The sequence below is a fragment of the Bacillus luti genome (assembly GCF_009739945.1).
Classification (GTDB): Bacteria; Bacillota; Bacilli; order Bacillales; family Bacillaceae_G; genus Bacillus_A; species Bacillus_A luti.
The window spans coordinates 3098766-3124588 of sequence record NZ_CP040336.1 but is presented as its reverse complement, the minus strand read 5'-3'; the positions used below and the strand labels follow the sequence as shown (position 1 = coordinate 3124588).

Annotated in this window: 28 protein-coding genes and 2 pseudogenes; 28 read left to right on the top strand and 2 right to left on the bottom strand. The window is 33.6% G+C overall.

What is annotated here, in order from left to right:
- Position 1 precedes the first annotated feature (1 nt).
- The 23 genes and pseudogenes from EUC40_RS15900 (at position 2) to EUC40_RS15795 (ending at position 21258) form a co-directional block, all read left to right on the top strand.
- On the top strand, positions 2 to 430 hold the full coding sequence (locus tag EUC40_RS15900) for a GNAT family N-acetyltransferase (RefSeq protein WP_156575948.1): 429 nt from the start codon (positions 2 to 4) through the stop codon (positions 428 to 430).
- A gap of 284 nt (positions 431 to 714) precedes the next feature.
- Positions 715 to 1011, top strand: a complete 297-nt coding sequence (locus tag EUC40_RS15895) for a WXG100 family type VII secretion target (RefSeq protein WP_000918601.1) — start codon at positions 715 to 717, stop codon at positions 1009 to 1011.
- 125 nt (positions 1012 to 1136) lie between these two features.
- Positions 1137 to 4913 (top strand): type VII secretion protein EsaA, encoded by a 3777-nt coding sequence (gene esaA, locus EUC40_RS15890; RefSeq protein ID WP_156575947.1) that lies wholly within the window; start codon positions 1137 to 1139, stop codon positions 4911 to 4913.
- Positions 4885 to 5388: a type VII secretion protein EssA gene (gene essA, locus EUC40_RS15885; RefSeq protein WP_156575946.1), complete on the top strand. Its 504-nt coding sequence runs from the start codon at positions 4885 to 4887 to the stop codon at positions 5386 to 5388. The genes esaA and essA overlap by 29 nt, the downstream gene beginning before the upstream one ends.
- Positions 5389 to 5392: 4 nt before the next feature.
- Positions 5393 to 5644 (top strand): EsaB/YukD family protein, encoded by a 252-nt coding sequence (locus EUC40_RS15880; RefSeq protein WP_071712829.1) that lies wholly within the window; start codon positions 5393 to 5395, stop codon positions 5642 to 5644.
- Between the two features lie 73 nt (positions 5645 to 5717).
- The gene (gene essB / locus EUC40_RS15875; RefSeq protein ID WP_156575945.1) at positions 5718 to 6917 is read left to right on the top strand and encodes a type VII secretion protein EssB; all 1200 of its coding nucleotides are present in this window, start codon (positions 5718 to 5720) and stop codon (positions 6915 to 6917) included.
- A 43-nt stretch (positions 6918 to 6960) separates the two neighbouring features.
- Positions 6961 to 11472, top strand: a complete 4512-nt coding sequence (gene essC, locus EUC40_RS15870; protein ID WP_156575944.1) for a type VII secretion protein EssC — start codon at positions 6961 to 6963, stop codon at positions 11470 to 11472.
- Between the two features lie 12 nt (positions 11473 to 11484).
- The gene (locus EUC40_RS15865) at positions 11485 to 11907 is read left to right on the top strand and encodes a YwqH-like family protein (protein WP_156575943.1); all 423 of its coding nucleotides are present in this window, start codon (positions 11485 to 11487) and stop codon (positions 11905 to 11907) included.
- Positions 11908 to 11910: 3 nt separating this feature from the next.
- On the top strand, positions 11911 to 12207 hold the full coding sequence (locus EUC40_RS15860) for a TIGR04197 family type VII secretion effector (protein WP_098226391.1): 297 nt from the start codon (positions 11911 to 11913) through the stop codon (positions 12205 to 12207).
- Between the two features lie 20 nt (positions 12208 to 12227).
- Positions 12228 to 13748 (top strand): T7SS effector LXG polymorphic toxin, encoded by a 1521-nt coding sequence (locus EUC40_RS15855; RefSeq protein ID WP_156575942.1) that lies wholly within the window; start codon positions 12228 to 12230, stop codon positions 13746 to 13748.
- Positions 13749 to 13777: 29 nt separating this feature from the next.
- Positions 13778 to 14554: a hypothetical protein gene (locus EUC40_RS15850; RefSeq protein WP_017763066.1), complete on the top strand. Its 777-nt coding sequence runs from the start codon at positions 13778 to 13780 to the stop codon at positions 14552 to 14554.
- Between the two features lie 135 nt (positions 14555 to 14689).
- Positions 14690 to 15151 carry a DUF5085 family protein gene (locus EUC40_RS15845; protein WP_000701784.1) on the top strand — a complete coding sequence of 154 codons (462 nt, stop codon included), beginning with the start codon at positions 14690 to 14692 and terminating at the stop codon, positions 15149 to 15151.
- Positions 15148 to 15594: a DUF5085 family protein gene (locus tag EUC40_RS15840; RefSeq protein ID WP_000582716.1), complete on the top strand. Its 447-nt coding sequence runs from the start codon at positions 15148 to 15150 to the stop codon at positions 15592 to 15594. Before EUC40_RS15845 ends, EUC40_RS15840 begins: the two co-directional genes overlap by 4 nt.
- A 279-nt stretch (positions 15595 to 15873) precedes the next feature.
- Positions 15874 to 16119, top strand: coding sequence for a hypothetical protein (locus EUC40_RS27300; RefSeq protein ID WP_156575941.1), 246 nt, complete (start codon positions 15874 to 15876; stop codon positions 16117 to 16119).
- A 21-nt stretch (positions 16120 to 16140) separates the two neighbouring features.
- A pseudogene (locus EUC40_RS27620) lies at positions 16141 to 16212 on the top strand (DUF3952 domain-containing protein); the annotation flags it as partial.
- Positions 16205 to 16357: pseudogene (locus EUC40_RS15830) on the top strand (lipase); the annotation flags it as partial. The pseudogenes EUC40_RS27620 and EUC40_RS15830, both read left to right, overlap by 8 nt.
- A gap of 37 nt (positions 16358 to 16394) precedes the next feature.
- Positions 16395 to 16655, top strand: coding sequence for a hypothetical protein (locus EUC40_RS15825; protein WP_156575940.1), 261 nt, complete (start codon positions 16395 to 16397; stop codon positions 16653 to 16655).
- 12 nt (positions 16656 to 16667) lie between these two features.
- Positions 16668 to 17306, top strand: coding sequence for a hypothetical protein (locus EUC40_RS15820; RefSeq protein WP_156575939.1), 639 nt, complete (start codon positions 16668 to 16670; stop codon positions 17304 to 17306).
- Between the two features lie 119 nt (positions 17307 to 17425).
- Positions 17426 to 17620: a DUF3952 domain-containing protein gene (locus EUC40_RS15815; protein ID WP_000509662.1), complete on the top strand. Its 195-nt coding sequence runs from the start codon at positions 17426 to 17428 to the stop codon at positions 17618 to 17620.
- Between the two features lie 221 nt (positions 17621 to 17841).
- Entirely contained in the window at positions 17842 to 18624 is a 783-nt protein-coding gene (locus EUC40_RS15810) for a hypothetical protein (protein WP_156575938.1), read from the top strand.
- A gap of 62 nt (positions 18625 to 18686) precedes the next feature.
- Positions 18687 to 19448, top strand: a complete 762-nt coding sequence (locus EUC40_RS15805) for a hypothetical protein (protein ID WP_156575937.1) — start codon at positions 18687 to 18689, stop codon at positions 19446 to 19448.
- Between the two features lie 62 nt (positions 19449 to 19510).
- Positions 19511 to 20287, top strand: coding sequence for a hypothetical protein (locus EUC40_RS15800; protein WP_156575936.1), 777 nt, complete (start codon positions 19511 to 19513; stop codon positions 20285 to 20287).
- A 176-nt stretch (positions 20288 to 20463) separates the two neighbouring features.
- Positions 20464 to 21258: a DUF3952 domain-containing protein gene (locus EUC40_RS15795; protein WP_156576954.1), complete on the top strand. Its 795-nt coding sequence runs from the start codon at positions 20464 to 20466 to the stop codon at positions 21256 to 21258.
- 295 nt (positions 21259 to 21553) lie between these two features.
- Here EUC40_RS15795 and EUC40_RS15790 read toward each other — a convergent pair whose 3' ends face one another.
- Positions 21554 to 22339: a GNAT family N-acetyltransferase gene (locus tag EUC40_RS15790; RefSeq protein ID WP_156575935.1), complete on the bottom strand. Its 786-nt coding sequence runs from the start codon at positions 22337 to 22339 to the stop codon at positions 21554 to 21556.
- A gap of 133 nt (positions 22340 to 22472) precedes the next feature.
- On the opposite strand from EUC40_RS15790, the gene ytfJ reads away from it, so the two are divergent.
- The 4 genes from ytfJ (at position 22473) to EUC40_RS15770 (ending at position 24489) form a co-directional block, all read left to right on the top strand.
- A complete protein-coding gene (gene ytfJ / locus EUC40_RS15785) occupies positions 22473 to 22898 on the top strand; it encodes a GerW family sporulation protein (RefSeq protein ID WP_149176038.1) in 426 nt (141 codons plus the stop codon).
- 160 nt (positions 22899 to 23058) lie between these two features.
- A complete protein-coding gene (locus EUC40_RS15780) occupies positions 23059 to 23835 on the top strand; it encodes an oxalate:formate antiporter (protein WP_000014091.1) in 777 nt (258 codons plus the stop codon).
- A 51-nt stretch (positions 23836 to 23886) separates the two neighbouring features.
- Entirely contained in the window at positions 23887 to 24207 is a 321-nt protein-coding gene (locus EUC40_RS15775; protein ID WP_156575934.1) for a hypothetical protein, read from the top strand.
- A 69-nt stretch (positions 24208 to 24276) separates the two neighbouring features.
- Positions 24277 to 24489: a hypothetical protein gene (locus tag EUC40_RS15770; RefSeq protein ID WP_000711204.1), complete on the top strand. Its 213-nt coding sequence runs from the start codon at positions 24277 to 24279 to the stop codon at positions 24487 to 24489.
- A gap of 29 nt (positions 24490 to 24518) precedes the next feature.
- Here EUC40_RS15770 and EUC40_RS15765 read toward each other — a convergent pair whose 3' ends face one another.
- Positions 24519 to 24857, bottom strand: a complete 339-nt coding sequence (locus EUC40_RS15765; RefSeq protein WP_001253194.1) for a hypothetical protein — start codon at positions 24855 to 24857, stop codon at positions 24519 to 24521.
- 204 nt (positions 24858 to 25061) lie between these two features.
- Between EUC40_RS15765 and EUC40_RS15760 the strand changes: the two genes are divergently transcribed.
- Positions 25062 to 25742: a class I SAM-dependent methyltransferase gene (locus EUC40_RS15760; RefSeq protein WP_156575933.1), complete on the top strand. Its 681-nt coding sequence runs from the start codon at positions 25062 to 25064 to the stop codon at positions 25740 to 25742.
- Positions 25743 to 25823 lie beyond the last annotated feature (81 nt).

The window sequence follows — 25823 nt, the reverse complement described above, 5'->3', positions numbered from 1 at the left end:
AATGATAATTAAGGCAAATCAAGAAGATACCAATGAAATATTAAAATATGCAGCTCAGTCACTTTTTGAAGGGACGAGAGGGAATTGTCAGCTAAGTATAGAGAAAGCCTTTGAAATTACAAAGCCGATTTTAGAAAAAGGAGCATATTATTTAGTCGTTAAAGAAGAAAATAAAGTACTAGGATGGATATTAATAGGGGAAAGTGTAGACTATTTTTCTCGTGAAAAACTTGGATTTATATATGAGCTGTACGTTTTTCCAGAATATCGCGGTAGAGGATTATCACGAGAATTGATGGAAGCTGGTATTAAGGAATTGAAGGAGAAGTATTTAGAAATTCGTTTGAATGTATATGCTGGAAATTTTGCGAAAGAGATATATGAAGGTTTTGGGTTTGTTGAAAGGCAAGTGATAATGAGTTTGAAGTGAGAAAAATAAACAATAAATCACTGTAATAACCTTCTATCATACTATTTGATGGGAGGTTATTGCCTTTCAGAAAAAAGTGTAAAGAACTTTATAGTAAATGTATAGAGTATGATTGGAAAATATATAAATTAATATTATATAATATATTGTTATTATAGTAAAAGAGAAATTTTGGAAAAATACCATTTTTTTGTTTAGAAATTTTTAAATTATTGATATAATCAATTTGTAGAATTGATGTTGGATTAATTTTACTATTCTTAAATTTTAAGGGGGATTTAATAATGGCAGGACAAATTCGTATGTCACCAGAGGAGCTTAAATCGAAAGCGACTCGATATGGACAAGGGGCAAATCAAATTGAGGACATTTTACGTCAGTTACAAAATTTACAAAATGAATTAAGAGGGGAATGGGAAGGGCGTGCTTTTGAAGGATTTGATCAACAGTTCAATCAATTAAAGCCAAAAGTACAAAACTTTGCTCAGCTATTACAAGAAATTAATATGCAGCTTAATAAAACTGCTGAAGCTGTTGCTAGACATGACGAAGATCTTTCTCGTAATTTCGGTCTACAATAAGACAGATAAAAGAATTATATAATTTAGCCATGCAACCATACGTTGTATGGCTAAATTACTTTAAAACTAGAGTAAGATACGAAGTCTTTAACTTAATAGACTCACAGTCGCAGGAGTGATAGGTAGTGAAAAAGTTCAAGTGGAGCATCTTGTTGTTTATTATTTTAGCTCTTGTGCTATCAACAGGAGTCTCCTATTTAGCGTTAAATCAAAATGTTAAGAAAGTAAATGAGAATACCACACAAAAAATGACAGTTGCATTGGTGAATGAAGATCAAGGTACTGTATTTGAAGGTAATAAAATAGCGTTTGGAGATCAATTTGTTAAAAATGTAAATAAAAATACGAAACAAGAATGGTACGTAGTTAGTCGTGGGGTAGCAGAAAGTGGTTTAAAAAATAATAATTACAATATGATGATTGTAATACCTAACGATTTTTCTAGAAAGGCCGTTGCGATTGATTCAGAACTTCCAGAGAAATTAACGTTAAATTACAAAGTAAATGCAACTGGAAATAAAGATTTGAAAGCTGAGGCGGAAAATACAGCTTCTGCTATTTTAGAAGATTTTAATAAGCAAATTATCGATGTTTATTTTGCAAGTATTATCGGTAAGTTGCAAGGTGCGCAAGATAATATAGGTAAAATAATTGAAAAAGGGACCACTCAAACGACTATGTATAAAAAAGATGTACATAGCCCGTTGGCAAATTACACAAACCAATTTAAAACGGTACAAGATTACACTGGTATTTCTGTTAATAGTTTTAAAGGATTCCAGGATGTTTTAAAAGGGTTTGGTCAAGCTTTAGATGAAGGGAATAAATCTAATAATACGTATGTAGAAGGATTTAATAACTTTCAAAAAATGCAAACTGATAATAATCTGTTAGCGAATAATTTTACAAATCAATTTAATCAGTATATGAGCAATATGAATACAGGCGATGTTTTAACACAATTAAGTGCACTAGAATCTGCAAATAAAATTATCGCAAATCAATTTACGCTTTCAGAGAAAGATCCTAATATTTTAGCTGATGCTTCAGCAATTCAAAAATATTTAACTGATGTAAAAAAACAAGTGTCAGAATATGATACAGAACTTGCAGGGAAGTTAGAGAGTGACATTCAAGCGACAATCCTGAAACGATTACAAAAGTCTATTTCAAATGATGGACAACAGGAAGTAGTTATAAATTCGTTGATGAAACAACCGGATATTCGAATTAAGCAACAAATTGAAAATTTAATTACGAAGTTGCCTAGTTTAAATATGGAAGAAATCGTTCAAAGTGATTTGCCTGATGTAACGAAATTACAATTGAAAAACGTAATCCAATTTACAAATAAATATAGTAAAGAAAATAATTTTTATTATGATCCTGCAAATAACATATCTTTAGGAAATTCAATTAAAGAAGTAAAGGCAAGCCTTCATAGGTATGGAATTATATTCAATGATACAGCGCGAGTAATCGGAATGGAATCTTCGCAAACTTTGAATGTAAGTATTCCGAGTGGCTTTGAGCTATATGGAAGTACTGATTCACTGTTAATTGATGGTGTGGACCGTACAAGTGAATTCTTGCAAAACGGAGCAGTTGCAATATCTGCACGTAATGATGGAGACTTAAGAATTAGCCTTCGTGTGAAACTGATAGATCCAAACAGCAATATAGATGTTTTCTCTCCGGTAACGTGGGAATGGAAACTGGATGGGAAAAATGAAAAGGAAACTAGTTCTGAAAAAGAAGAACCTAAAAAAGAAGAACCAAATAAAGAGAATGAAGGAACAAAAACAGAAAACGGCAAGGTAGAAAATGTAGTTAATAAAACGCAGTATGGAATAATGCCGCTAGTAAACACTGTTAAAAAGCCTATCATTCAAAAGACAGAACAGAATAACAATAATACCGAAGGAAACCCAGGAGGCGGAACAGGGACAGATAACGGAAACGGAGGAAACCCAGGAGGCGGAACGGGGACAGATAACGGAAACGGAGGAAACCCAGGAGGCGGAACAGGGACAGATAACGGAAACGGAGGAAACCCAGGAGGCGGAACAGGGACAGATAACGGAAACGGAGGAAACCCAGGAGGCGGAACGGGAACAGACAACGGAAACGGAGGAAACCCAGGAGGCGGAACAGGGACAGATAACGGAAACGGAGGAAACCCAGGAGGCGGAACGGGAACAGACAACGGAAACGGAGGAAACCCAGGAGGCGGAACGGGAACAGACAACGGAAACGGTGGAAACCCAGGAGGCGGAACGGGAACAGACAACGGAAACGGTGGAAACCCAGGAGGCGGAACGGGAACAGACAACGGAAACGGTGGAAACCCAGGAGGCGGAACGGGAACAGATAACGGAAACGGTGGAAACCAAAATCAAGGTGGAGGCTCAAAAGTAATTGAACGTACAAATAATCATATTGTACACCAAAAAACTGAGACGCTAACAGATAATACATCTAATGTATTAATTAAAGAAGCAGTGGAGACCGTTCAAAGTTATCAAGGTTTAATGAGTCTTTACCAAATGTATTATGGGATTGATTTAAGAACGAATGACGTGGGGCCTAAGCTTGAAGAGGGAAGTTTAGATGCGATTGCGACTGATCATTCATTGTACTATATGTTAAATAAACAAAGTGTAATTGATTTAATTTCAAATCTTGTTTCAGCTAGTATTACTAGTGAAGTAAAGCAAGATATGACAGGTTTAAAACAAAAAATAGACTCTTACCAACAGATCATTACTAGTGCAGATCAAAATTCGATGTTGCTAGCAGAGAAACTAAATGAAACGATGCAGCAAGCAACTAGTATGAATCAAAATTTAGGAGAGTATTTAAAAGGTTTAGCGAAATGGCGTGAGAGTAGCTTAAAGTTAGTTGAAGAGCAACAAGTATTAACGACTAATAATGCTGGTGAACAAACAGCTGTACTATCGTTAGACTCTGGTATTAAATCTTTAACGATGCAAACTCAGTCATTAGTAGAGAGTTCGAAGCATAGTTTAGCGACATCAGATGATGTGTATAAAACATTTGACCAAATTAACGGACAAGCAAAAGAAATTCAAGAAAGCGGAACGACAATTGTTTCGAAAGCAGATTCTTTATTAAATGATTTTACGAAGAAAATGGAAGATGATAAAGCATTCTCGAAAAACTTTACAAAGATTTTGGCGAATAGTCGTATTGGAGATCGTCAAAATGAGATGCTATATGAGTTTTTATCTAGTCCAGTTCAGAAACAAAATGATGGGGTAATTGTAGCTGGTAATGCCTTTACACCATACTTAATCGTATTAACTTGTTTCATTGTTGCGTTATTTACAGCATACGCAATTGCGAATCAAGAAAAGAAACGAACGCAATCAGATCATTTTGAAGAGAAATTCTCTTTAATTGATATGAATGTACCAACTACAGTAGTAGCATTCGGAATATCGATTGTGGAAGGGATCAGTATAGGGATCATTTCGGGGCGCCTTTTAAAGTTCGGTCAGGATCAAAGTTTACTGTGGATTGCTTTTATCACAATTATTATGATGGCGTTTGTATTAGTTTCAACATACTTACTACGACAAATAAAAATGGTAGGGATGTTTATCTTATTAGTATTTTTAAGCATGTATCTATTTTTAACTGAAGCAGTTGGAAGTAAAGTAGATCAGCTTTCTACTGTTGGAAAGATACGTCAATTTTCACCGCTTCAGTATATCGAAAGTTTTCTAAATGATTTTATTAGCGGTAAAGATACTGGAAAGGTTATTTTTATCGTATTGTTTGTAATTGCCATTATAGGGTTAGTTAGTAATCTATTTGTATGGCATAAGAAATGGGAGGAAAAAGAAGTAAATGATCAAACAATGGAGCATAGTGGTTAAGTTATCATTTATTTGTTTCCTTTTACTGTTTGTCGCGCTACCGATAAGGAGCGCGGCTGACAGTTATCTTGGTGATGATGGAAAGATTCAGTTTAAAGTAGACCGTTTTGAAGATAAAGACCAAGAAAAAAATAAAAAGGAACATAAGGAAACAGAATTAGATAAAGCATCGATTGAGTTGTTTAACGAAGAAGTAGAAGAAGAAATTCAGAAAAAGAAAAAGAAAGAACAAAAAGAGATGGAATCTTTACGAGATTCTCTTTTTATAAAGCAAAAAGAAACAAATAGTATGAAGAATACGAAAAATAGTTTGTTTAGCAGTGAATATGTTGTCAGAAAAAGCGCTGATGAAGTAGCAAGTAATCAAACAATGAATGAAAAGCCAATCAGTACAACAATAATAATATTGTTAGGCGGCAGCGTTTTACTTATTTGCATCGGTATCTATACGGTTCTTCGAAAAAGTTGGAGGTAAAGTAATGGCGATACAAACGCATATTAACGTAACAGTAGATTTTAGTAAGTGGAATGGAAATACATATGATTTGCGTATTCCGAATCATCAATCTATTAAATATTTATTGAAAAATTTAATAGATACGTTAAAGATTGATAATCATAACGGTTCACATTTTGTAATGAAAATAAAAAATAAATCAATTGTTTTAACAGATAATGATCGTTTAATCGATCACCAAATAACAGATGGGGATATATTACAAGTTCTATAAAAAATATTTCTTACCTTTAGTTATTTGAAAATAAGTTATTACGGGTTATAAAGAAAAGGAGAAGAGGATAAACATGACGGAAAAAACAATTCAAATTGATGCAATGAACTATCAATTTCAAATAGAAAAAGAAATTTGGAAATTGGAGATGACAAAATCTCAAACACGTATAAAAGATTTCCGTCAATTCGATATAATTACGGGCGCGTCATCTGAGTTTGTACCATTAACGATAGAAGAAACGGATGACATGTTTACGTTTCTATTTCAAGTAGATAAAAAATTACATAAGTGGGACAATCTTGGACGTTTTGGAAGAAATGAGAAATTAAGACTGCTTCGCAATGTTGCGCAGTTTCATAAATATTTAAATAAGCGAATCACATTCTTTTTACATCCAGACAATATAGTTTTTAATGCGAATTTAATGCCAAGTATTATACATAGAGGAATTCGAGATATTGTTCCACCAACCCCGTTGTTAGAAGAGCAATTTTTAACGCAATATAAGTGTCTAATTATTGCTTTATTCTCCGAAAAGCACAATTTTGATGATTTATATGCTGGGTTACTAAAAGATGCAAAAGAAACAACATTTGAACAAACAGTTGCTCAAATGGAAAACTTAGATGCATTACTGCAGTTTCTTGATGACAGCTTTGAGAAGGAACAAACAAAAACAGAAAAAAATATGCAGTTAGTACCTAAAAAAAGCTATAAATCGTTTAAATACTTAGCTTTTTCCTTCATAGCGGCGACAGTTATTTTAGCTGCTCCTTTAATATATTTCACTTTTATAAAATTTCCTTATCAAAATAAATTATTAGAAGCAAATGCGAGTTTCATAGCAACTGATTATGACAAAGTAATTACACAATTAAATGAAGAAGAATTTGAATCATTACCGATTGCCTCTAAATATGAGTTAGCATTTGCATACATTACAGCTGAAAAACTAGGTGAAGATCAAAAGAAAACAATTATGAAAAATATTAGTTTGAAAAGTGATGAAAAGTATTTGCTGTATTGGATGTATAACGGAAAAGGTAATTTTGATAAATCATTAGATTTAGCTAAGACACTTGATGATCCGCAGCTTATTATGTACGGCCTTGTTAAACAAATTGAATCGCTGAAAAATAATCCGGATTTATCAGGAGAAGAGCGTGATCAAAAGTTAAAAACATATGAGCAACAACTAGATGAGTATGATAAGAAATATGGAAAATCATCAAACGATAAAGACTCGTCAAGCACAGAGAAAAAAGAGTAAGCAAGCACTTGATGAGACAGTTGAAAAGGAGCAGTGAACACGCATGGAGCAACTATTAGTATTGACTTATGGAGACAAAATATATAAGTGCACATTACATCCAAATGAGCAATCAATAGTGTCGATTGGAAAAGAATGGACAAATGATATTACGAATCCTAGTTTAGAACAAGAAATAGAATTAAAGTGGAATAATGAAGTAAACGCTTGGATGGTACAAAATCAATTGATCGAATTCAATAAGGAATTTGAGATTGGAAAAACTAAAGATGTGAGCTTGAAAATCTTTATATCTATTATTGGCACAACGAAAGTGTTTGATATCGGAACGAAACATTCTCTTACAATGAGTCAAAACAGCTATGATGATATTTCCATTAACGGGAGTAGTGTAGATTTAATGCTATCTCGTGAAACATTATACGATTCTTTTAAAGTGAACGTATATGACGGGGAGGTATTTCATAATTATACGAAGCTAAAAGATAGCGTGCTGTTAGAAACAGGAGACATATTATATTTTGATGGTGTTTTAGTGGAGATAGGCAGTGAAGATATTCAAGTACTCTCTTCAGAAGATAATGTGAAATCAGCGTTACCTATTTTAGTAGAATCAGCAACGAATTATCAAAGTGGTTATCCAGATTATCATCGTTCACCACGTATTATTTACCGTGAACCAGAAGAGAAAATGACAATTGCAAAACCTTCAAGTATGCCGTCAAAACCGACTGAGCATTTGGCGAGAATCATTGCACCTTCTCTTGTCATGATTGTCGTAACCGTATTACTTGCTATTTTTATGAAATACGGAATGTTTATTATTGCTTCGATTGCGATGACATTAGTAACGATCATTGTTTCTGTCACATCATATATAAAAAATTTAAAGCAATATAAAATCGACATTGTGGAACGTGATAAAAGCTATAGAGAGTATATAAAACAAAAAACGAAAGATTTACATGCAGAAAGTGAAAAGCAGCGTCATGCATTGCAATATCATAATCCGAATGTTGAAGTAATACGTAATATGGCTGTGCAAGTAAATCCACGTATATATGAAAAAACAATGCTGCATCATGATTTCTTAACATTTAGCGTTGGGACAGGACAAGCTAATACGAGTTTTGAAATCCAATTTAATGAAGAAGAATTTAGTCAAACGAAAGATGAGTTAATTGATATAGCACGTGAAGTAAGACAGCGCTATCTTACTTTGGAAGAAGTACCTGTTGTAACCGATTTGATAAATGGGCCGGTTGGCTATATTGGACAACGCTCTTTAGTGTTAGAACAATTACAATTATTAGTTGTACAAACCGCGTTATTCCATAGTTATTATGACTTGCAGTTTATTACTATTTTTCCGGAAGAAGAAAAGGAAAAGTGGGACTGGATGCGCTGGTTACCTCATGGAAGTGTTCGCGATATAAATGTACGTGGATTTGTATACCATGATCGTAGCCGTGATCAAGTGTTAAATAGTTTGTATCAAATATTGAAAGAACGAAAACTAAAACTAGATGAAAAAAGTTCAACTAATGAAAAAATGTACTTTGCACCGCACTATGTCGTTCTCATTACAGATGAAAAACTAATACTAGACCATGTTGTGATGGAATTCTTTAATGATGATCCGAGTCAATTAGGTGTATCACTTGTATTTGTACAAGATGTTATGCAAAGTTTACCGGAACACGTGAAAACGGTAATAGATATAAGAGATGCAAAACACGGGAACATCATCTTGGAACAAGGCGAGCTTGTTAACCGTCAATTTAAACTAAATCGCGTACCGAAAGATTTCAATTTAGAAGATGTTTCACGAGCATTAGCGCCGTTAAATCATTTGCAAAACTTAAAAAATAGTATTCCAGAAAGCGTAACATTTTTAGAAATGTACGGTGTTGAAAAAGTAAAAGAACTGAATATCACAAGTCGCTGGCAGAAAAATGCGGCGCATAAATCTTTAGCTGTACCACTTGGACTACGTGGGAAAGAAGATATCGTAAACTTAAATTTACATGAAAAAGCTCACGGACCACACGGATTAATAGCAGGTACAACAGGTTCAGGTAAATCGGAAATTATACAATCGTATATTTTATCTCTAGCGGTCAATTTCCATCCTTACGAAGTAGCCTTTCTACTAATTGACTATAAAGGCGGCGGTATGGCGAATTTATTCAAAAACTTACCGCATTTATTAGGAACAATTACGAACTTAGATGGAGCACAAAGTATGAGAGCGCTCGCATCAATTAAAGCTGAATTACAAAAAAGACAACGATTATTTGGTGAAAATGATGTAAACCATATTAATCAGTATCAAAAACTGTATAAAGAAGGCTTAGTGAGTGAACCGATGCCACATTTATTTTTAATTAGTGATGAATTCGCGGAACTGAAGTCAGAACAACCAGAATTTATGAAAGAGCTAGTTTCAACAGCGCGTATCGGTCGTTCGCTCGGAATTCATTTGATTTTAGCTACACAAAAACCGAGCGGTGTTGTAGATGATCAAATTTGGAGTAACTCGAAATTTAAACTAGCATTGAAAGTTCAAAATACGTCAGATAGTAATGAAATTTTAAAAACACCAGATGCGGCTGAAATTACATTACCAGGACGTGCTTACTTACAAGTTGGGAATAATGAAATTTATGAACTATTCCAATCAGCTTGGAGCGGGGCGGACTATGTAGAAAATAAAGAGGATAAAGAACATTTAGACGCAACGATATATGCAATAAATGATCTGGGACAATATGAAATATTAAGTGAAGACTTAAGTGGACTTGGTAGTAGTAAAGAAGTAATAAGCGTACCATCTGAGCTAGATGCTGTTATTGATTACATTCACGATTACGCAGAAGTAAATGAAATTGAGCCGTTAGCAAGACCGTGGTTACCACCACTTCCAGAAAGCGTATATTTACAAGACTTACACGCTATTCAGTTCAAAGAAGCATGGACGAAAGAAAAGAAACCATTACAAGCAACAGTTGGTCTACTAGATCAGCCTGAATTACAATCACAAACACCATTAACATTAGATATTAGTAAAGACGGACACGTAGCAGTATTCTCAAGTCCAGGTTACGGAAAATCAACATTCTTACAATCAGTCATTATGGATGTAGCTCGTCAGCATAGTCCGGAGCATTTACATGTGTATTTATTAGACTTCGGAACAAACGGTTTAATGCCATTAAAATCTTTACCGCATGTGGCAGACATCATTACACTAGACCAAGTTGAAAAATGCGAGAAATTTCTTCGCCGCATAGAAGATCTATTAAAAGATAGAAAGCAATTGCTAAGTAAATATGGCGTTGCGAGTCTTGAAATGTATGAGAGAGCTAGTAAAGAAGTATTACCAACAGTATTAATTACGTTAGATAACTATGATTCTGTTAGAGAAGCTGGATTTGTCGAAGACTTTGAACGCATTGTTGCACAAATCGTACGTGAAGGGGCAGCGGTAGGAATTCATTTAATGCTTACGGCTACACGTCAAAATGCGTTGAGAGTACAAGTAAATACAAATATTAAACTACAAATTGCTCTATATATGATAGATGAGGCAGAATCTAGAGCTATTGTAGGAAGAACGGACTTGAAAATTGAAGAATTAGCAGGACGTGGTTTAGTTAAAATTGACGAACCAACAATTTTCCAAACAGCTTTACCGACCAGTGGAGAAGACGTACTTACTCGAATTGAAAATATACAAGCTGAAGGAAAAGAGATGGATTCCTTCTGGGATGGAGAAAGACCGAAAGCAATTCCTATGGTGCCTGAAGTTCTGGAATACAAAGAATTTATTGCATGGCCAGAAACAAGAAAAATTATTGAAGCAGGCAAACTAACATTTGGTGTAGAAACAGAAAGCGTTACACCTCTTGAATTAGATTTAACGGAAGCGTCTAATATTGTTGTAGGGGGAATCAAGAAAGATGAAGTTGAAAATGTAGTTCATCAATTCCTTCAACAGTTAGCTGAAAGTGGACACTTTGACTTAGGCTTAATCGATACAAGAACACGTAATTTCTCGAACTATAGAGAGAGCGCTGCTTTATATGTAGCTGAAAAAACAGGGATTGAGAAAACGATCAAACAAGTTACAAATGCTTATAAATCAAGAGAAGCGGCGTTTAAAGAGGAGCAGGAAGCATCAAGTGAAACAGTGAACCCAGCCGAATTTATTAAGAAATTTAAGCCGATTGTAATCGTAATTGCAGATGTAAATGATATTTTAAGTAATTTAGAAGATAGCGATATATATAGTTTAGCGGAATTAATAACAAATGGTGCATTTATGGGTATCCACTTCGTAATTGGCTGTGATGTTGATTCAATTGACAGTCGATACGATTTAGTTTCAAAAACAATAAAAACGCAATCTCATGTTATTTTACTTAGAAAATCATCAGGCCAAATGGTCTTTGATGTATCTAATAAAGATTTAAGTAGTACAAAGTTAAACCCATTTGAAGGGTATTTTGTTGAAAATCGTTTTGCTACTAGAATTAAAGTGCCAACTATTTAAGGGGTGATTTGCATGGGGATAGAGGAATTAAATAGTCAAAAATCTGGTTTGTTAAGTAGTATAGGTCATCAACAAGGGCAATTGGCTGAATTACAAATGAAACTAAGAAGGCTAATAACTGCTAAGGGGAAATTTGTAAATAATCTTGAAGCAATTAAACAAAATCAAGAGCAGTTTAAGTCTTTAGAAATAAACGAGAGTAGTTGGAAAGGGCAAAGAGCAACTACTTTTAAAGAAACATATGAACAACAAGTCGTTTCGAATTTAGGGAAGTTTATTGGAGAACTAGGGAGAGTTCAAGAAGACATCGATCAAGCCATACGGCGGCTTGAAAGAGAAATCGCTACATGTGAGTCTAGTATTCTTTCTTTAAGTAGAAGTGTTTCAATGGTTGACGCTAGTATTCAAGTAGAAGTACAGAAGGTGGGGAAATGATAAATGGGGGAAATTAAATTAAATAAAGGGGTATTTGATGCGAAAGTAAGTGAATTGAAAAGTGGTGCTAGTGATTTAGGTAAGACTAAATTTAATGGTATGCAGTTACATCGTACGAATTTAAGTAAACTGAAAAAATATTGTGAAGCGATTGAAAAGTTATCGAAAAAAGTGCAGCAATATGAACAAATACTACAAAAAGATATTAGTAGAATTCAGCAAACAGGACAAGAAATAGTTCAGCAAGATGAAAAGCTTGGAAAAGATTTGAAAGACAGTTCAGCGCACCGTGCTATGTAAAGGGAGAGGGGGGAGAAAATATGAGCAAAATCATAGAGTTACAAGAAGTAAAAGAACTTCAAGATCGCTTTAATTCAAATGCTGAAGAGTTAAATCAACATTTGGAAACATTGCAGCAAAAAATAGAGGACTTTACACAAATTAACTCTTTCCAAGGGAAAGCTGCTGCTGATATTAAGGAATATTTATCGACAGTTCATGGAACTATTATCACCGGATTTACAGCTACAGCCGAAGTATTAAAAAGTCAATTTCAAAAAGCAGTAGAGGAGTTTAACAGTGAGGTTGACAGCGATGCAGATGCAAAAATTCATGAAAGTTATTTGGATGGTGTAAAGAAAAAAGTTAATGGATATAGTGAGGGATTTAGCCACTCTAATGAAGAGGCGAAAAAAACAGTAGGTAAGATTAGTGACATCGTCGCAATTCAATATCCATCATCATCAAGCATCACTGAAGGCGCTGTAAAAAGCCAAAAAGAAATTAGTGATACATTAGAAAAATTAGAGACTTATAATAGTAAGCAAAGTGATCTGCAAGAGTTTGATGAATTAATGCGTAAAATAGATGAGGGAATGAAACAAATAAAAGTGAATAATGGGAATTTGTCTAGCGCTTCAATAGGGAAGCTATTAGCTGACACATCAATTGGAAATATCATTAAGGGATTGGCAGATGCCATGACTAAGTTTGATATTGGGAATAAGGGAGCTAAGGCTACTTTAAATGCCTACATACGCATGCATTATGTTACAAAGAAATTGGGTTTGGAAGTTCTTTTTGATCCTAAAGGCCGAAAAGGTAAAGGGGCATATACATTATCGACTTCTAAGAAAGAAGATATGGTTTTAGCAGAAAGAATACTTAAAATGGATAATAAAGATGACGTTTTATTCAAATATTTACAGGATAAATTAGAATTTAAATTCGAGGGTTTGAAAACAACAAAGGAACAAATAAAAAAGGCACGCAGAAATATTTATAAATTACCAGAGTTTCAAAATTACGCAGATTTTCGGATGGATCGGGAGAACAAAGGATGGCCTACCGCGATTGGGAAAAAAGGACTGAGTTCATTTAAAGCTGCTTGGGCAGACGGCGTAAAGGATATTAATCCTATGAAATGGAAAGAAGCTTTTAAAGGCCTAGGTAAAGCGGGAGGAATATTGAAAGGAGCAGGTATTTTTGGAGCGGTTGTGTCAGTTGGAGGTAATATTGTAGACGCTAAGCAAGGTGTAGATGATAGAAAAGGTGGTTGGCAGTTAAAAGATGTAGTGGATATAGCAACAGATTCAGCTGTAGATATTGGAGCGAATGCTGGAGCGATGGCAGCTGGTGCTGTAGCAGGATCGTTTTTCCTTCCGCCGCTTGGTACTGTGGTTGGAGCTGGTGTTGCAGTTGGTGCTACAATGCTACTGAATTACAAATTGAATGGGAAAGACAATGCCATTGATTATGCTAAAAAAGGAGTTAAAAATGTAACTAAAAAGATAGAAGAGAAATTTAAAATAGGAGAGAAACTTAAATCGGTATTTTGGTAATTAGACTACACGAGAGGTGCATATAGTTGATGTGGAATATAAAAGAAGAAGATTTAGAAAAATTTAGAATGACATGTAAAGATCGTTTAAGCCCTGAGGGTGCTACAGGATTTATGTTTGGAGGAATCCTTTATAGTTCAATAGCTGTTTTTTCTATTATTGTATCAGGTGATTGGGATTACTGTATGGTTCTCCTTAATATAGGAATTGTTAAGCTGGAAGTGTTGTTATATGCTCTGCAAGTAATTTTTTTCATTCTATATTTATTTCCAAAAGCTCAATTTAAATTTCAAAAGCTACAAACACTTGTCGTATTATTAAATGCATTTCAAATGGCAATAATATTACTCGTAGTTTTGATTGGTACTAAAATGGCTAATAATTCAATTGATCAGATTACATTACTGTATGCAGGATTGTTATTTTTAGGAGCAGTTGTTGTTCATATTGTTACAACGCTTGATACACTTAAGCAAGCGAGTGAAGGTGCGTTTAGTATGGATGAGAGGTCTACTTCTTTCTTTAGTAAAACAAAAGGGAATATGATGAAGGGGGCTACACTTTACGCAGCAACTATTTTTATTTTGATATACTTTCATAATGATTACGGGTTTGATACTTTAGGTATGTATGTAGTAGGGACCTTTTTAATGTATACGATAGCCATAGGTGCAGCTGAATTTCAACTATTAGCGTATTGTAGGTTTAAATTCCCTTCATTTAACATATCATGGGAGCAACATAAAAGAGAGTCTCCAAGATATCAAAAGAAAAATAAAAAAGGTAAATCAAAACGTAAGGCGTAAAGGAAATGAGTATAGTAGGTTTAAATGTTCGACATTTACTATAATGTGGAAGGAATATGAAGGAGAGCGTAAGTGACATTTGAAGAAACATAAAAAATATAGCTAAGAGAAAGTATAGTAAAAGGAGTAGGTATTATGAAAATTCAATATAAAGCATTATCACTCTTAAATTTAATTAGCATTACCCAAATTGTAAAAAAAGAAGATTGGTTATTACCTGCTATCGCACTGAGAAATCAAGTTGTTCATAATGGAATATATGCTGTAGGTCCCGTTCTTTTTAAATATCAGCCATTGGAAAATGAACCAGAGTATGGCGAATATACATATTCTGTTCCAGTAAATGAACGTGTTAAATTAGGAGAGAATTCTGCATATGAGTATGTTGATGGATTAATTATTGAAGAGGCATTAAGTGTTCGATTTACTGATGAAGATGGTGATATTGAAGAGGCTTATAATTTAATACATGAGTTTGCAGAACAGCATCATATTAAATTAGATAACGGTTTTTATCATGTATGTTTAGACGTATACGGTGACATGTGGCTAGATATTTACGCTCCTATTATAGAAGTAGGTGAAACAATAAAATGATAATTGAAGGACAAAGTATTGCATATACAAATGTTGTTTCGAAAGAGTACTATTTTCATTACGAAGATATGGAAGAAGCAATTGAACATTTTATGTCAGAAATTGCAACAGCGAATTTAACAGTAAAAGGTCCGATGTTTTATGCTTTGAAAAATATACCATCTGATGAAAATATGTACGTTGAATTATTCATGCCAGTAAATGAGGATAAAATTCCAGCATCAGAAACACTTCAATTTAGGAGCTATTATTATGTTGATGAGATGCTCATGAAACGATATACGGGAGATTATGAAAAATTAACAGAGCAGGTATATGGTGAAATGCTTCTGTATATGGAGGATAATAATCTGAATTTAGCCTCGCCAATTTATCATGTGTTTAGCGGTGATGAGTCTTTACAGTATGTTGAAGTGAAGATTGCTGTATTTAATGAAGAATAATATTTTAAGTTTGTGATTTTTAAAATATGGAAATATCATAAAAGAAATAGTTTTCAATAGTATTTGGGGAAATAACATAAATAAAACCTTCTCTTCTCGTTAGAATGAGGAGGTTTTTCGTTCTCAAATCTACATATAATTAACTTAATATTTCGACATGTGATTTTCAGTTGAATCATTCTGTATTGGTAGTAGTTACGTTCTATAGTTCACTTTGTTGCTATTTTGAAGGGGTAAATTTATTCAAAAGTTAATTTGTAAAAAGAGGAGGTTGTTAATTTGAATAAGGATCGAAATGTTTTGGAAACAGAGAAAAGTTTTTTTGAAAAGACAATAGTATCTATCTATAAAGCGTTAGAATTTATAATGAAATATACAATGATTCTAATCATAATAATGTCAATATTTGTGATAATTGCTGCTATTTACTTTAAAATATATGAGGGTATAGGAGCGGGTATATTTCTCTTAATCTCGTCATTATTTGCATATTTGGTGTTTTTTAAGAAAAGTAAAAATGCCTAGAGGAACCAACGAGGTGTCAGTATGAAGTTAAAGAAAAAAGCTAAGATGATGATAGTTCTGTCAATAGTATCAAGTTTATTAAGTGGATGTGGTTAAGTACGGATACGGGACCAATATGAAAAATTGCTGCAGTCTTATAAATGAATATGATCCTTTGTATGGCGCCATTAAAGCCGCAGATTTTGTAATACCTGGACAGGTTTATAAAATGGAAAATGGGGATATTTCGGTATTTTTATAGTTAGGAAAAAGTTATTCTAAAAGGAGTATGTTGGGTGAATCATAGACGTAAGAAAAAGAAACCGAAACAAATAAGAAAAGAATCTGTTAAGAAAAAACCGATAGTAGAAGAAAAACCACTAAAGGAGAGTAGTAACAAGTTAGTTGACATTCTCCTAGGTATTCTCCTTTTCCCAATTTTTATATGGGCTGTCTTGGAAGGTTCTACAACACAAGTAAGCAAAGGGAAGACTTTCCTTATTATCGTTTTCTTTATCTTAATTGCAATAGGGTTATCTATGATAGGAAACAAATAAGGGGGAGTTCAGATGTTTAAGAAGAAGGAGAAAAAAAGCATTTACGTTAGACTGGTAAACACACAAGGGGAAATCATTCGAGAGTTTAATTGTACAGAAAAAGACTTGCGAAAAGTAAAAGAAAATGGTGCTGAAATTCGTTTGGTTGGAGATAACTCATATGAGATGGTAGCAACCGATGAACAACTAGAAAAACTAGCAAGTACTGAAGCGGAAATTGAAGCTGAAATTAAGGCATGGGAAGACGCTTTAAATGAGAGTTTGGATGAACGCGAAGAAAGAGAAGCGAGACAGAAGGAATTGAAAGAAAAGAATAAATGGAGTACAAAGAAGAAAGTAATCGTATTTGGACTCATATTCTTTGTATTTATTGGATTACCTATTATCGAAGGGTATCAAAATAGTAAACTAGTTGAAGAAGGTACATCATTACATGCAGAAATTGTAGGTAGGCATGTAGAGAAGGAATTCATGTTTACACATCCCACATTAGTAGTTGAGGTAGACGGTAAAAAGCATAATGTATGGGTAAGTGAAGAGACATATAACGGAGCAGAGTGGTTAGGTAGACTAAAAGTCATCAAAACAAAAGATGGTAAAGTTGAGAAGGACCCTAGATATGAGGGTGAAGACTTAATCACGAGTTATTAAGCAGTATGTTTTTAATATTCGCTTCTCGAATTAAACAACATTATTATTTGCAAAAATCGAATCCATTAAAATAAAAAACAAATTTTAAATAACTTTAATAACCTCCTAACATATTATTGATGGGAGGTTATCACCTTTCTGAAGATAAAATTAAAGAGCTTTATTATCTCGATACAATTGTGATGACAGTAACGTTTTTACTAAGTGAGTGCAGTTTCGGGGAAATGAAAATAGAGTATGAGGAATTAGAAAAGGTATTGTATGAAGGGGAGATGAATACGATTATGCCTGCAAGTGATGAGGGATATGCTTAAGTGAAAGAGAGAAGAATATTTAGAGCTTTTGAGGAGGAAGAAGGCTATTTGAACTATCAAAAGCATTCTGATTATGTACGGCAATTAATGTAGTGATGATATACATAAAAGATTATCTAAATTTAGTTATACAAAAGATGAAGATACTTAAAAAAGTTACGAATGTAATGGGATTTTAGTGAATGAAAATTATTTAAACTGTATAGAAGGTGAAAAACTGAATGTGGAACATAAAAGAGGAAGATTTAGAAGCATTTCGGATGACATGCAGAAGGCGTTTAAGTCCTGAAGGTGTGACGGGATTTATGCTAGGAACAATAATTATCGATTCATTAATGATGCTATTTATTATAGGAGCATTGGTGAAGTTTGGTTGGGGTTTTTATACTACTATGTTTGAAAAAACACTGGTTAGTATTGAACTTGTGTTGTATGGCTTGCAGATAATTTTTCTAATACTATATTCCTTTCCAAAAGCACGTTATAAATTTCAAAAGTTACAAACGCTCGTTGTATTATTATATGCATTTCAATTAGGAACAATTACATTTACAATGTTAGTTCTTCCTGGAATGACTGACTATTCAATTGATCGAATGACTTTAATTTGTGTAGGGTTATTATTTATAGGAGCAGTGATATTTCATATTGTGACAACAATTGATACGTTTAAACAAGCAAGTGAAGGTGCGTTTAGCATGGATGAGAGGTCTCGTTCATTTTTTAGTGAAACAAAAGGAAGAATGATAAAAGGTAGCATGATATATATATCAGTTCTTCTTATAATCATTTATTTTCATAATGATTATAACTTTAATACATTAATTTTATATATAGTAGGGACAATTTTAATGTATGCAGTGGCCATAGGTGCAGCTGAATTCCAACTTTTAGTGTACTGTAGATTAAAATTCAAGTCATTTAATATGACGTGGGAAGAGAATGAGAGAATGCGTGGGAGATTTCGAAAGCGAAATACAAAATCCAAAACGAAAAATAAATAAGAGTGAAATAGAATGTAAGTGTATGAGAATTATTTAAACTTTATTGAGGGTGAAGAGTCAGGATGTGGAATATAAAAGAAGAAGATTTAGATAAGTTTAGGATGACATGTCAAGGCCGTTTAAGTCCTGAAGGTGCGACGGGTTTTATGCTTGGAACAATATTTTATATTTCAATATTTATGTTTATTATTTTTGTAGGGGATTTGAATTACTACAACAATTTTTTTGATAGAACTATTGTTAAAACTGAAATTGTGTTATTTAGTATTCAAATTATATTTTTAATTATATATCTATTTCCGAAAGCATGTTTTAAATTTCAAAGGTTACAAACGCTAATCGTATTACTATATGCGTTTCAACTTGGAACGATATTATTTGTAGTTTCGATTGTTTCTGAAATGGCTGATAATTCAACTGGTAGGATGTATACCGGGCTATTATTTGTAGGAGCAGTTATTATCCATATTGTAGCAACGCTAGATACATTTAAACAAGCAAGTGAAGGTGCGTTTAGTAGTGATGAAAGATCCACTTCGTTTTTTAGTAAAACAAAAAGAACTATGATAAAGGGTGCTACAATATATACACTAATAATTCTTATATTAATGTATTTTCAAAATGATTATTCGATTGATTTTTTAGTTATGTATGGAGTAGGAACTGTTTTAATGTATGCGGTTGCAATTGGAGCAGCAGAATTCCAACTATTGGCGTACTGTAGATTCAAATTTAAGTCATTTAATATGACGTGGGAAGAGAATGAGAGAATGCGTGGGAGATTTCGAAAACAAAATAAGAAATCCAAAACGAAAAATAAATAATATATTAATAGAATTTTAGTGCTCGAAAAATAATTGAAACATATAGAAGGTGAAGAGCCAGGATGTGGAATATAAAAGAGGAAGATTTAGAAGCATTTCGGATGACATGTAGAAATCGTTTAGACCCTCAAGGTGCTACAGGGTTTATGTTTGGAGGAATACTATTTAGTTCAATAACCATTTTTTCTATTGTTTTATCAGCTGGGTGGGATTACTGTATGCTTCTCTTTAATATAGGAATTGTTAAGTTAGAAGTGTTCTTATATATCCTACAAATAATTTTTTTCGCTATTTATTCATTTCCGATAGCTCAATTTAAATTTCAAAAACTACAAACCCTTGTCGTATTATTATATGCATTCCAAATGGCAACAATAGCTCCTACTGCGTTGACTGTTACTAAAATGGCTAATAATTCAATTGACTGGATTACAATACTGTATGTGGGTTTATTACTTTTAGGAGCAGTAATTTTTCATATTCTGACAACAATTGATACGTTTAAACAAGCGAGTGAAGGTGCGTTTAGTATGGATGAAAGGTATGCTTCTTTCTTTAGTAATACAAAAGGAAAGATGATGAAGTGGGCTACACTATACGCAGTAACTATTCTTATTTTAATATATTTTCATAATGATTATGGGTTTGATGATTTATTTATGTATGTAGTAGGGACCTTTTTAATGTATACGATAGCAATCGGTGCAGCTGAATTTCAGCTATTAGCATATTGCAGGTTTAAATTTCCGTCATTTAATAAAGCGTGGGAGCAACATAAAATGGAGACTCCAAGATATCGAAAGAAAAATAAAAAAGGTAAATCGAAACGTAAGGCATAAAGAAAGTGCATATTGTAAGTTTTGGTGGTGAAAAAGTAATAATTTATAGGAGAGTATTTGAATTACTAAAAGAAAATTCACTTATGTAAGGTGATTAAAGTGATTAGAAGATTATCTGATCGAAAATGTAGAGAGTGTAGTGTGATGATGAAATGAACACAAAAAAGATTTCTAAAATGATTACTATCATAATAACAATCAGTCTACTACAAGCATGTAGTTTTTTTGAAGAAAAGGTAGAGTATGAGCCATTTATTAAGGCATTGGATGAAGGTGACATGAAAAAGGTTATGTCTTCGAGTGATGATGGGTATGCTTTTGTGGAACAAAGAGGTATATATAGTACATTTGAACAAAAGGAAGATGGAGAACACAGTAAAACAATTCGTCAAACTACGGAAGGTGCATATAATACAAAAGATAAAAGTTTATATGGAGAGACTATACAAACAGTTGCGACTGATATAGAAAAAGAAAAGGAGAAAAGGACAAATGAAAATTATAAAAAAGAGACTATTTATAGTACTCATGTTAAGTATGAAAATGGACAGGTGAAAAGTCCGGATTCAAATCTAGATGTTTCATACGTGAACTTAATTGTAGATCGTTTAAAAGGTATAGGGAAACTAAAGATGAAGCCCGGGGATGATATAAAAAAGTTTGATCAGCCTAATTCAGTGGGATATCGACTAACTGAATCCGAATTCCAAAGTATTATTAATGATAAGTTAAAAATTAACTATGATGAATATGATGGATCAACAATTTCATTTACTTTTGACTCTGCAAAAAATCCAAAACAGATATTACAATTAAGTATTGATATAGATTATAAGAAAAAGAATGAGGATGGAAAATTAGTAGAGAATATGTTCCAAATTATAACTTATTTTAATAGGAAACAGGATAATAACCAAGATGCGAGACAGGAATATATTGATTTTAAAGCACAGTACAATAAGAAGCAGTAATATTAAGAAGGGCATTTGCACGTAAAGATAATAGCGACATAAGTGTGAAAAATGGTTCATAAATATTTCTATTTGTAGTGGAAAGAATTTGAGAATAAACAGGTAGCCCCAGTTGCTGGAGTAGATGCAACTGGGGCGTTTATCTGTCTAAATTTAGCTTGAATACATGACATATTTTAGTTAGGGGCATGGCTTTACAAGTAGTTTCTCCATCTTCATAATAACGGTGTGGGTTATTTTGTAATTTGCTTGTATTACTAAGTTACAACTATTTCCTCTTATAAAGTATTGCTTATTATCGATGCATCGTCCACATCCCGATGTCTTTAAACCCTAGACGTTTATAAATTCGTCCAGCAGCTGGATTGTTATAAAATAAACAAAGTGTTCGGCCTTCTTTCGTAAAGTCTTGAATCATTTTTTGTAATAGGAGTGAAGCATATCCATTTCCGCGGTAATTCGGTTGTGTACATACGCCCACAACCATAGCGGATAATGAATTTTCAGCGGAAGTAGAGGCGGATGCGATGATTGCACCGTCTTTTTCAATATAATATGTACGTCCTGTATTTGTTTCAATAGCTTGCCTTAAAATTTTTTCTGATTCATTAGCAGTCGGGAATTCAGCGATTTTACTTCTTAATTGCATAATTCGCTCTACATCATCTAGTGTGGCAAGTTTAATTGTTTCTTGGGCAGGCGTACTAGGTAAGTTGTCGGCATTTAGACATTCGCAAAAATACATTTCATTTTTCGTACCTAAATGTATACTTGAAACGGTTTCAAATCGTTCAACAATAGTTGACTTACCAGAGAGTTTCAGCGGCTTATATGCGGAAAGAAATGGCTCATAGTCAGTTACTACAAACTCTTCTTTACTATATGGTATAAATGCATCATGAAAGCGGAGTAAAATCGATTTTAATGTTCCATTCTCTTTAAATACACCCCATAATTCTTGAAAGTCTGATTCATAACCGAAAGCTTCAATATCTCCAATAATAAACAAGTTAAGGGCGGCTTCTTCTTTTAAGTAAGCGAATACTTGTTCATGATCTTTCTTTGTTAATTTTCGCATCATAACGAATTGGACCTTTTTTTTGTTTTTTCTAAATATTACAACTTAAGTTTTTTGAAATCAATATAAAATTTTATGTTTAGTTCACCAACTTTCGGAAAAACTAGGAAAGATATGACAAAGGAGGTTATGAACGGTGGATCATCCAATTCAAGGGTTAATGAAAGCGGCAATGGAAAATTTAAAAGAAATGGTCGATGTGAATACGATTGTTGGAGAGCCTGTTCAAACGGCTGACGGTGGTGTGGTGTTAACGGTTTCTAAAGTCGCGTTCGGTTTTGGAGCAGGAGGTTCTGATTTCCAGACGAATGATGGTCAAAGAGCGAATGGTACCCCTGCATTTGGCGGAGGGAGCGCGGGTGGTGTTTCTATTACACCAGTAGCATTTCTTGTGGTGAATAAAGATGGAGTAAATATTCTTCATTTACAAAATGCGACACATTTAGCGGAAAAAATGATTGAATTAGCTCCACAAACAATTGATAAAATTCAATCGATGTTCCAAAAAGATGATAAGAAAGAGGGAAATCATCATCCTCAAAACCCAGATGATATCCTTTAAAAACACCTGCTTATGAGCAGGTGTTTTTTCTTGTAATCACTATGTAATAAAACACATGAAATTGTAAATAGTTTTTGAAGTTTTTTCTATGTTTCTAAAATTTTTCATGTTAAAATATGCTATAGAATTGAAACATACAAAACGAAGGTGGCTAGGTGCTTTGTCTGGAGGATCTGACCAAGTAAAGAATATGATATATATTAATGGTAATCGTCGGGGTCATTGTTTTATTACATCAGGAATTACGTTTAAAGAGTTTGCAAGTAACATCCCTTCACCGCTTCATCAAGTGTTGCTTTTGAAGCATAACTTTGAATGGACAGATTTTCATTATCATACTTTATTTGAATATGTTGAGGAAGAAAATATACATAAGTTAATTCAAGCAGAGATTGATGAATTTGATGAATTTTGTTGGGTAGATTTTGATGATGCAAGCGATTTAGATGAATTAGAGCCAAAAGAAATTGCAGAGCTTTTATATTTGGCTCACAAAAAAGAACCACTTGCTAGAACATTCTTTCCGCTATTGAAAAATAGATTTGTTTATTTTTCACATGATGACGGGTGGTACAACAAAGTGTACTATCGTAGAATTGCTGATTTTGTAGGAATGTTAAGTAAAGTCATTCCTTATAAACTCGGTGCTTTCGGTAAGAAACGTTTTTCTTTCTTCCAAAAATCAAAAATTTTCCCAGCAATTTCGAAAGAAGTGATCATGGGGCTTCTTCCATTAATGGAAGATGGTCTTTATATTGATCTGGCAGGGAAGATTGAGTCAAGAAGAGGTCTTGAAATTCCGGTATATGTAGTTGGTTCGTATGAGAGTACGGATGAGGTGCTAGATAATATTGATGAATTGAAAGAAGAAGCAACAGAGACAGGTTGGCTCATTTTTGATAAGAAAGAACAAGAGTGGCAATGGGTTGTGGACTAAGAAAACTTGGCGCATGAAGTCAAGTTTTCTTGTCTTTTGAAAGGAGAACAAATGAACAAATATTATACAATTGTGGGTATTGTAAGTATTATTCTCGTAGCGACATTACTTATAACTTGTCCGAAAGAATCAGATTTCAAATTGTATCTAGAAGATAAGTATGCATTGAAATGTAATGAGGATAGCTTTGAATGCACGCAAAATGTAGATGAAAAAAAAGAGAAATTGCAGTTTGAAGGTATTGATACACGAAATGGTGTTTTCTTTATGACTGTAAAGCAAACATATAAAACTCAAGCTGGGGTTACGAAAGAATACAGCGGAGTAGGGATGTTTGGTACATTTCTTTTTGTTTCAGAGAAGACTTTCTAGTAATAGAAGGTCTTTTTTTTATGCGTATGTTCATATAGATGGAGTAAGACAAGCATAGGAGGGATATCGATGAAAAAAGAATGTATTGTTTGTGGTGGAGAAGAGTTTTTCACTTCAACGTTATATGCACGTACGAAACAAGATTGGGCATATGCACCTAACATGTATCGATTTGAAAAAGTGTTTATTGAGCATCGGGATGAAGAAAATTATCCGGTCTTTCAAGAAATTACAGCGAAGCATTGTTGTGGATGCGGCCATATTATGTTGTATCATGAATGAACACACCAAGTATAACTTGGTGTGTTTTTTTAAAACGCTGACAAAGCAAGCGGATAAAGTAAAGTAAATAAAACAGAAAAACTACCAAAACCAATTGCTGTATACCCGAGTGTTCTCGCTCCGAAATTGACAGCTAATAAGCCAATTAAAATCGCAAGAGAGCCGAGTGTAACAGGATAAAAAGCGATGGAGAATAACGAAAGAAATAAAGCGACATAGCCAACCATTGCACCGGTATTGGTACCTTCTATTTCATTTGCAATTTCTTTCCGTTTATGTCTAATTGGAATGCCTGCTGGTGATATTTCAGCTGCATACTCTTCGTGTTTTTCACCACTTTTAAAATGATGATTTCTCTTTCTTCGCATGTACATCCCTCTCTTTCAATTGGGTGTACCTATAGTATCTGTCATCAGGAGAAGAACATGAGTATGAGTTAAACCCAAGTAAAGCAAAAATTGGAGAATAGAGATTCTAACTTTAGCTTGTACATCTCCTTATGAAGATAAACAGGAATTTTGGAAAATGATGTAGAATGAAATGAATGATAATACGTGAAGGTAGGGGAATGTATGACGAAATTTAATTGGCACGAATCAGCAGAGAAGAAATGGGATAGTAGTGCAGAGTTTTGGAATCAAAATAGTCAAGAGATGTGGGACAGTGGTAGCAGAAGTACAATTATTCCATTTTTTGAGCAGTACGTGGAAAAAGAAGCTCAAGTGCTCGATGTTGGTTGTGGTGATGGATACGGTACATATAAATTAAGTGGATCGGGTTATAAAGCAGTTGGAGTAGATTTATCGGAAGTAATGATTCAAAAAGGTAAAGAGCGCGGAGAAGGCCCCAATTTATCTTTTGTGAAAGGGGATCTTTCTTCCTTACCTTTTGAAAATGAACAATTTGAAGCGATTATGGCGATTAATTCATTGGAATGGACCGAGAATCCATTATTAGCATTAAATGAAATAAAGCGTGTTTTAAAGACAGAGGGCTATGCATGTATTGCGATTTTAGGACCGACAGCAAAGCCTCGAGAGAACAGTTATCCTCGTTTATACGGCAAAGACGTTGTTTGTAATACGATGATGCCTTGGGAATTTGAACAGTTAGCGAAAGAACAAGGTTTTGAAGTTGTAGATGGCATCGGTGTGTATAAGCGCGGAGTAAATGAGAAGATGTTAGGTCAACTACCTACAGAGTTACAACAATCATTAACATTCTTATGGGTATTTATGTTAAAAAACGTATAAAGAAAAGAAGAATTTTTAGGAGGTAAATAAGTGCAGAAAATACAAAAAACTGATACAATATCATCAGAACCAATTAAAGGG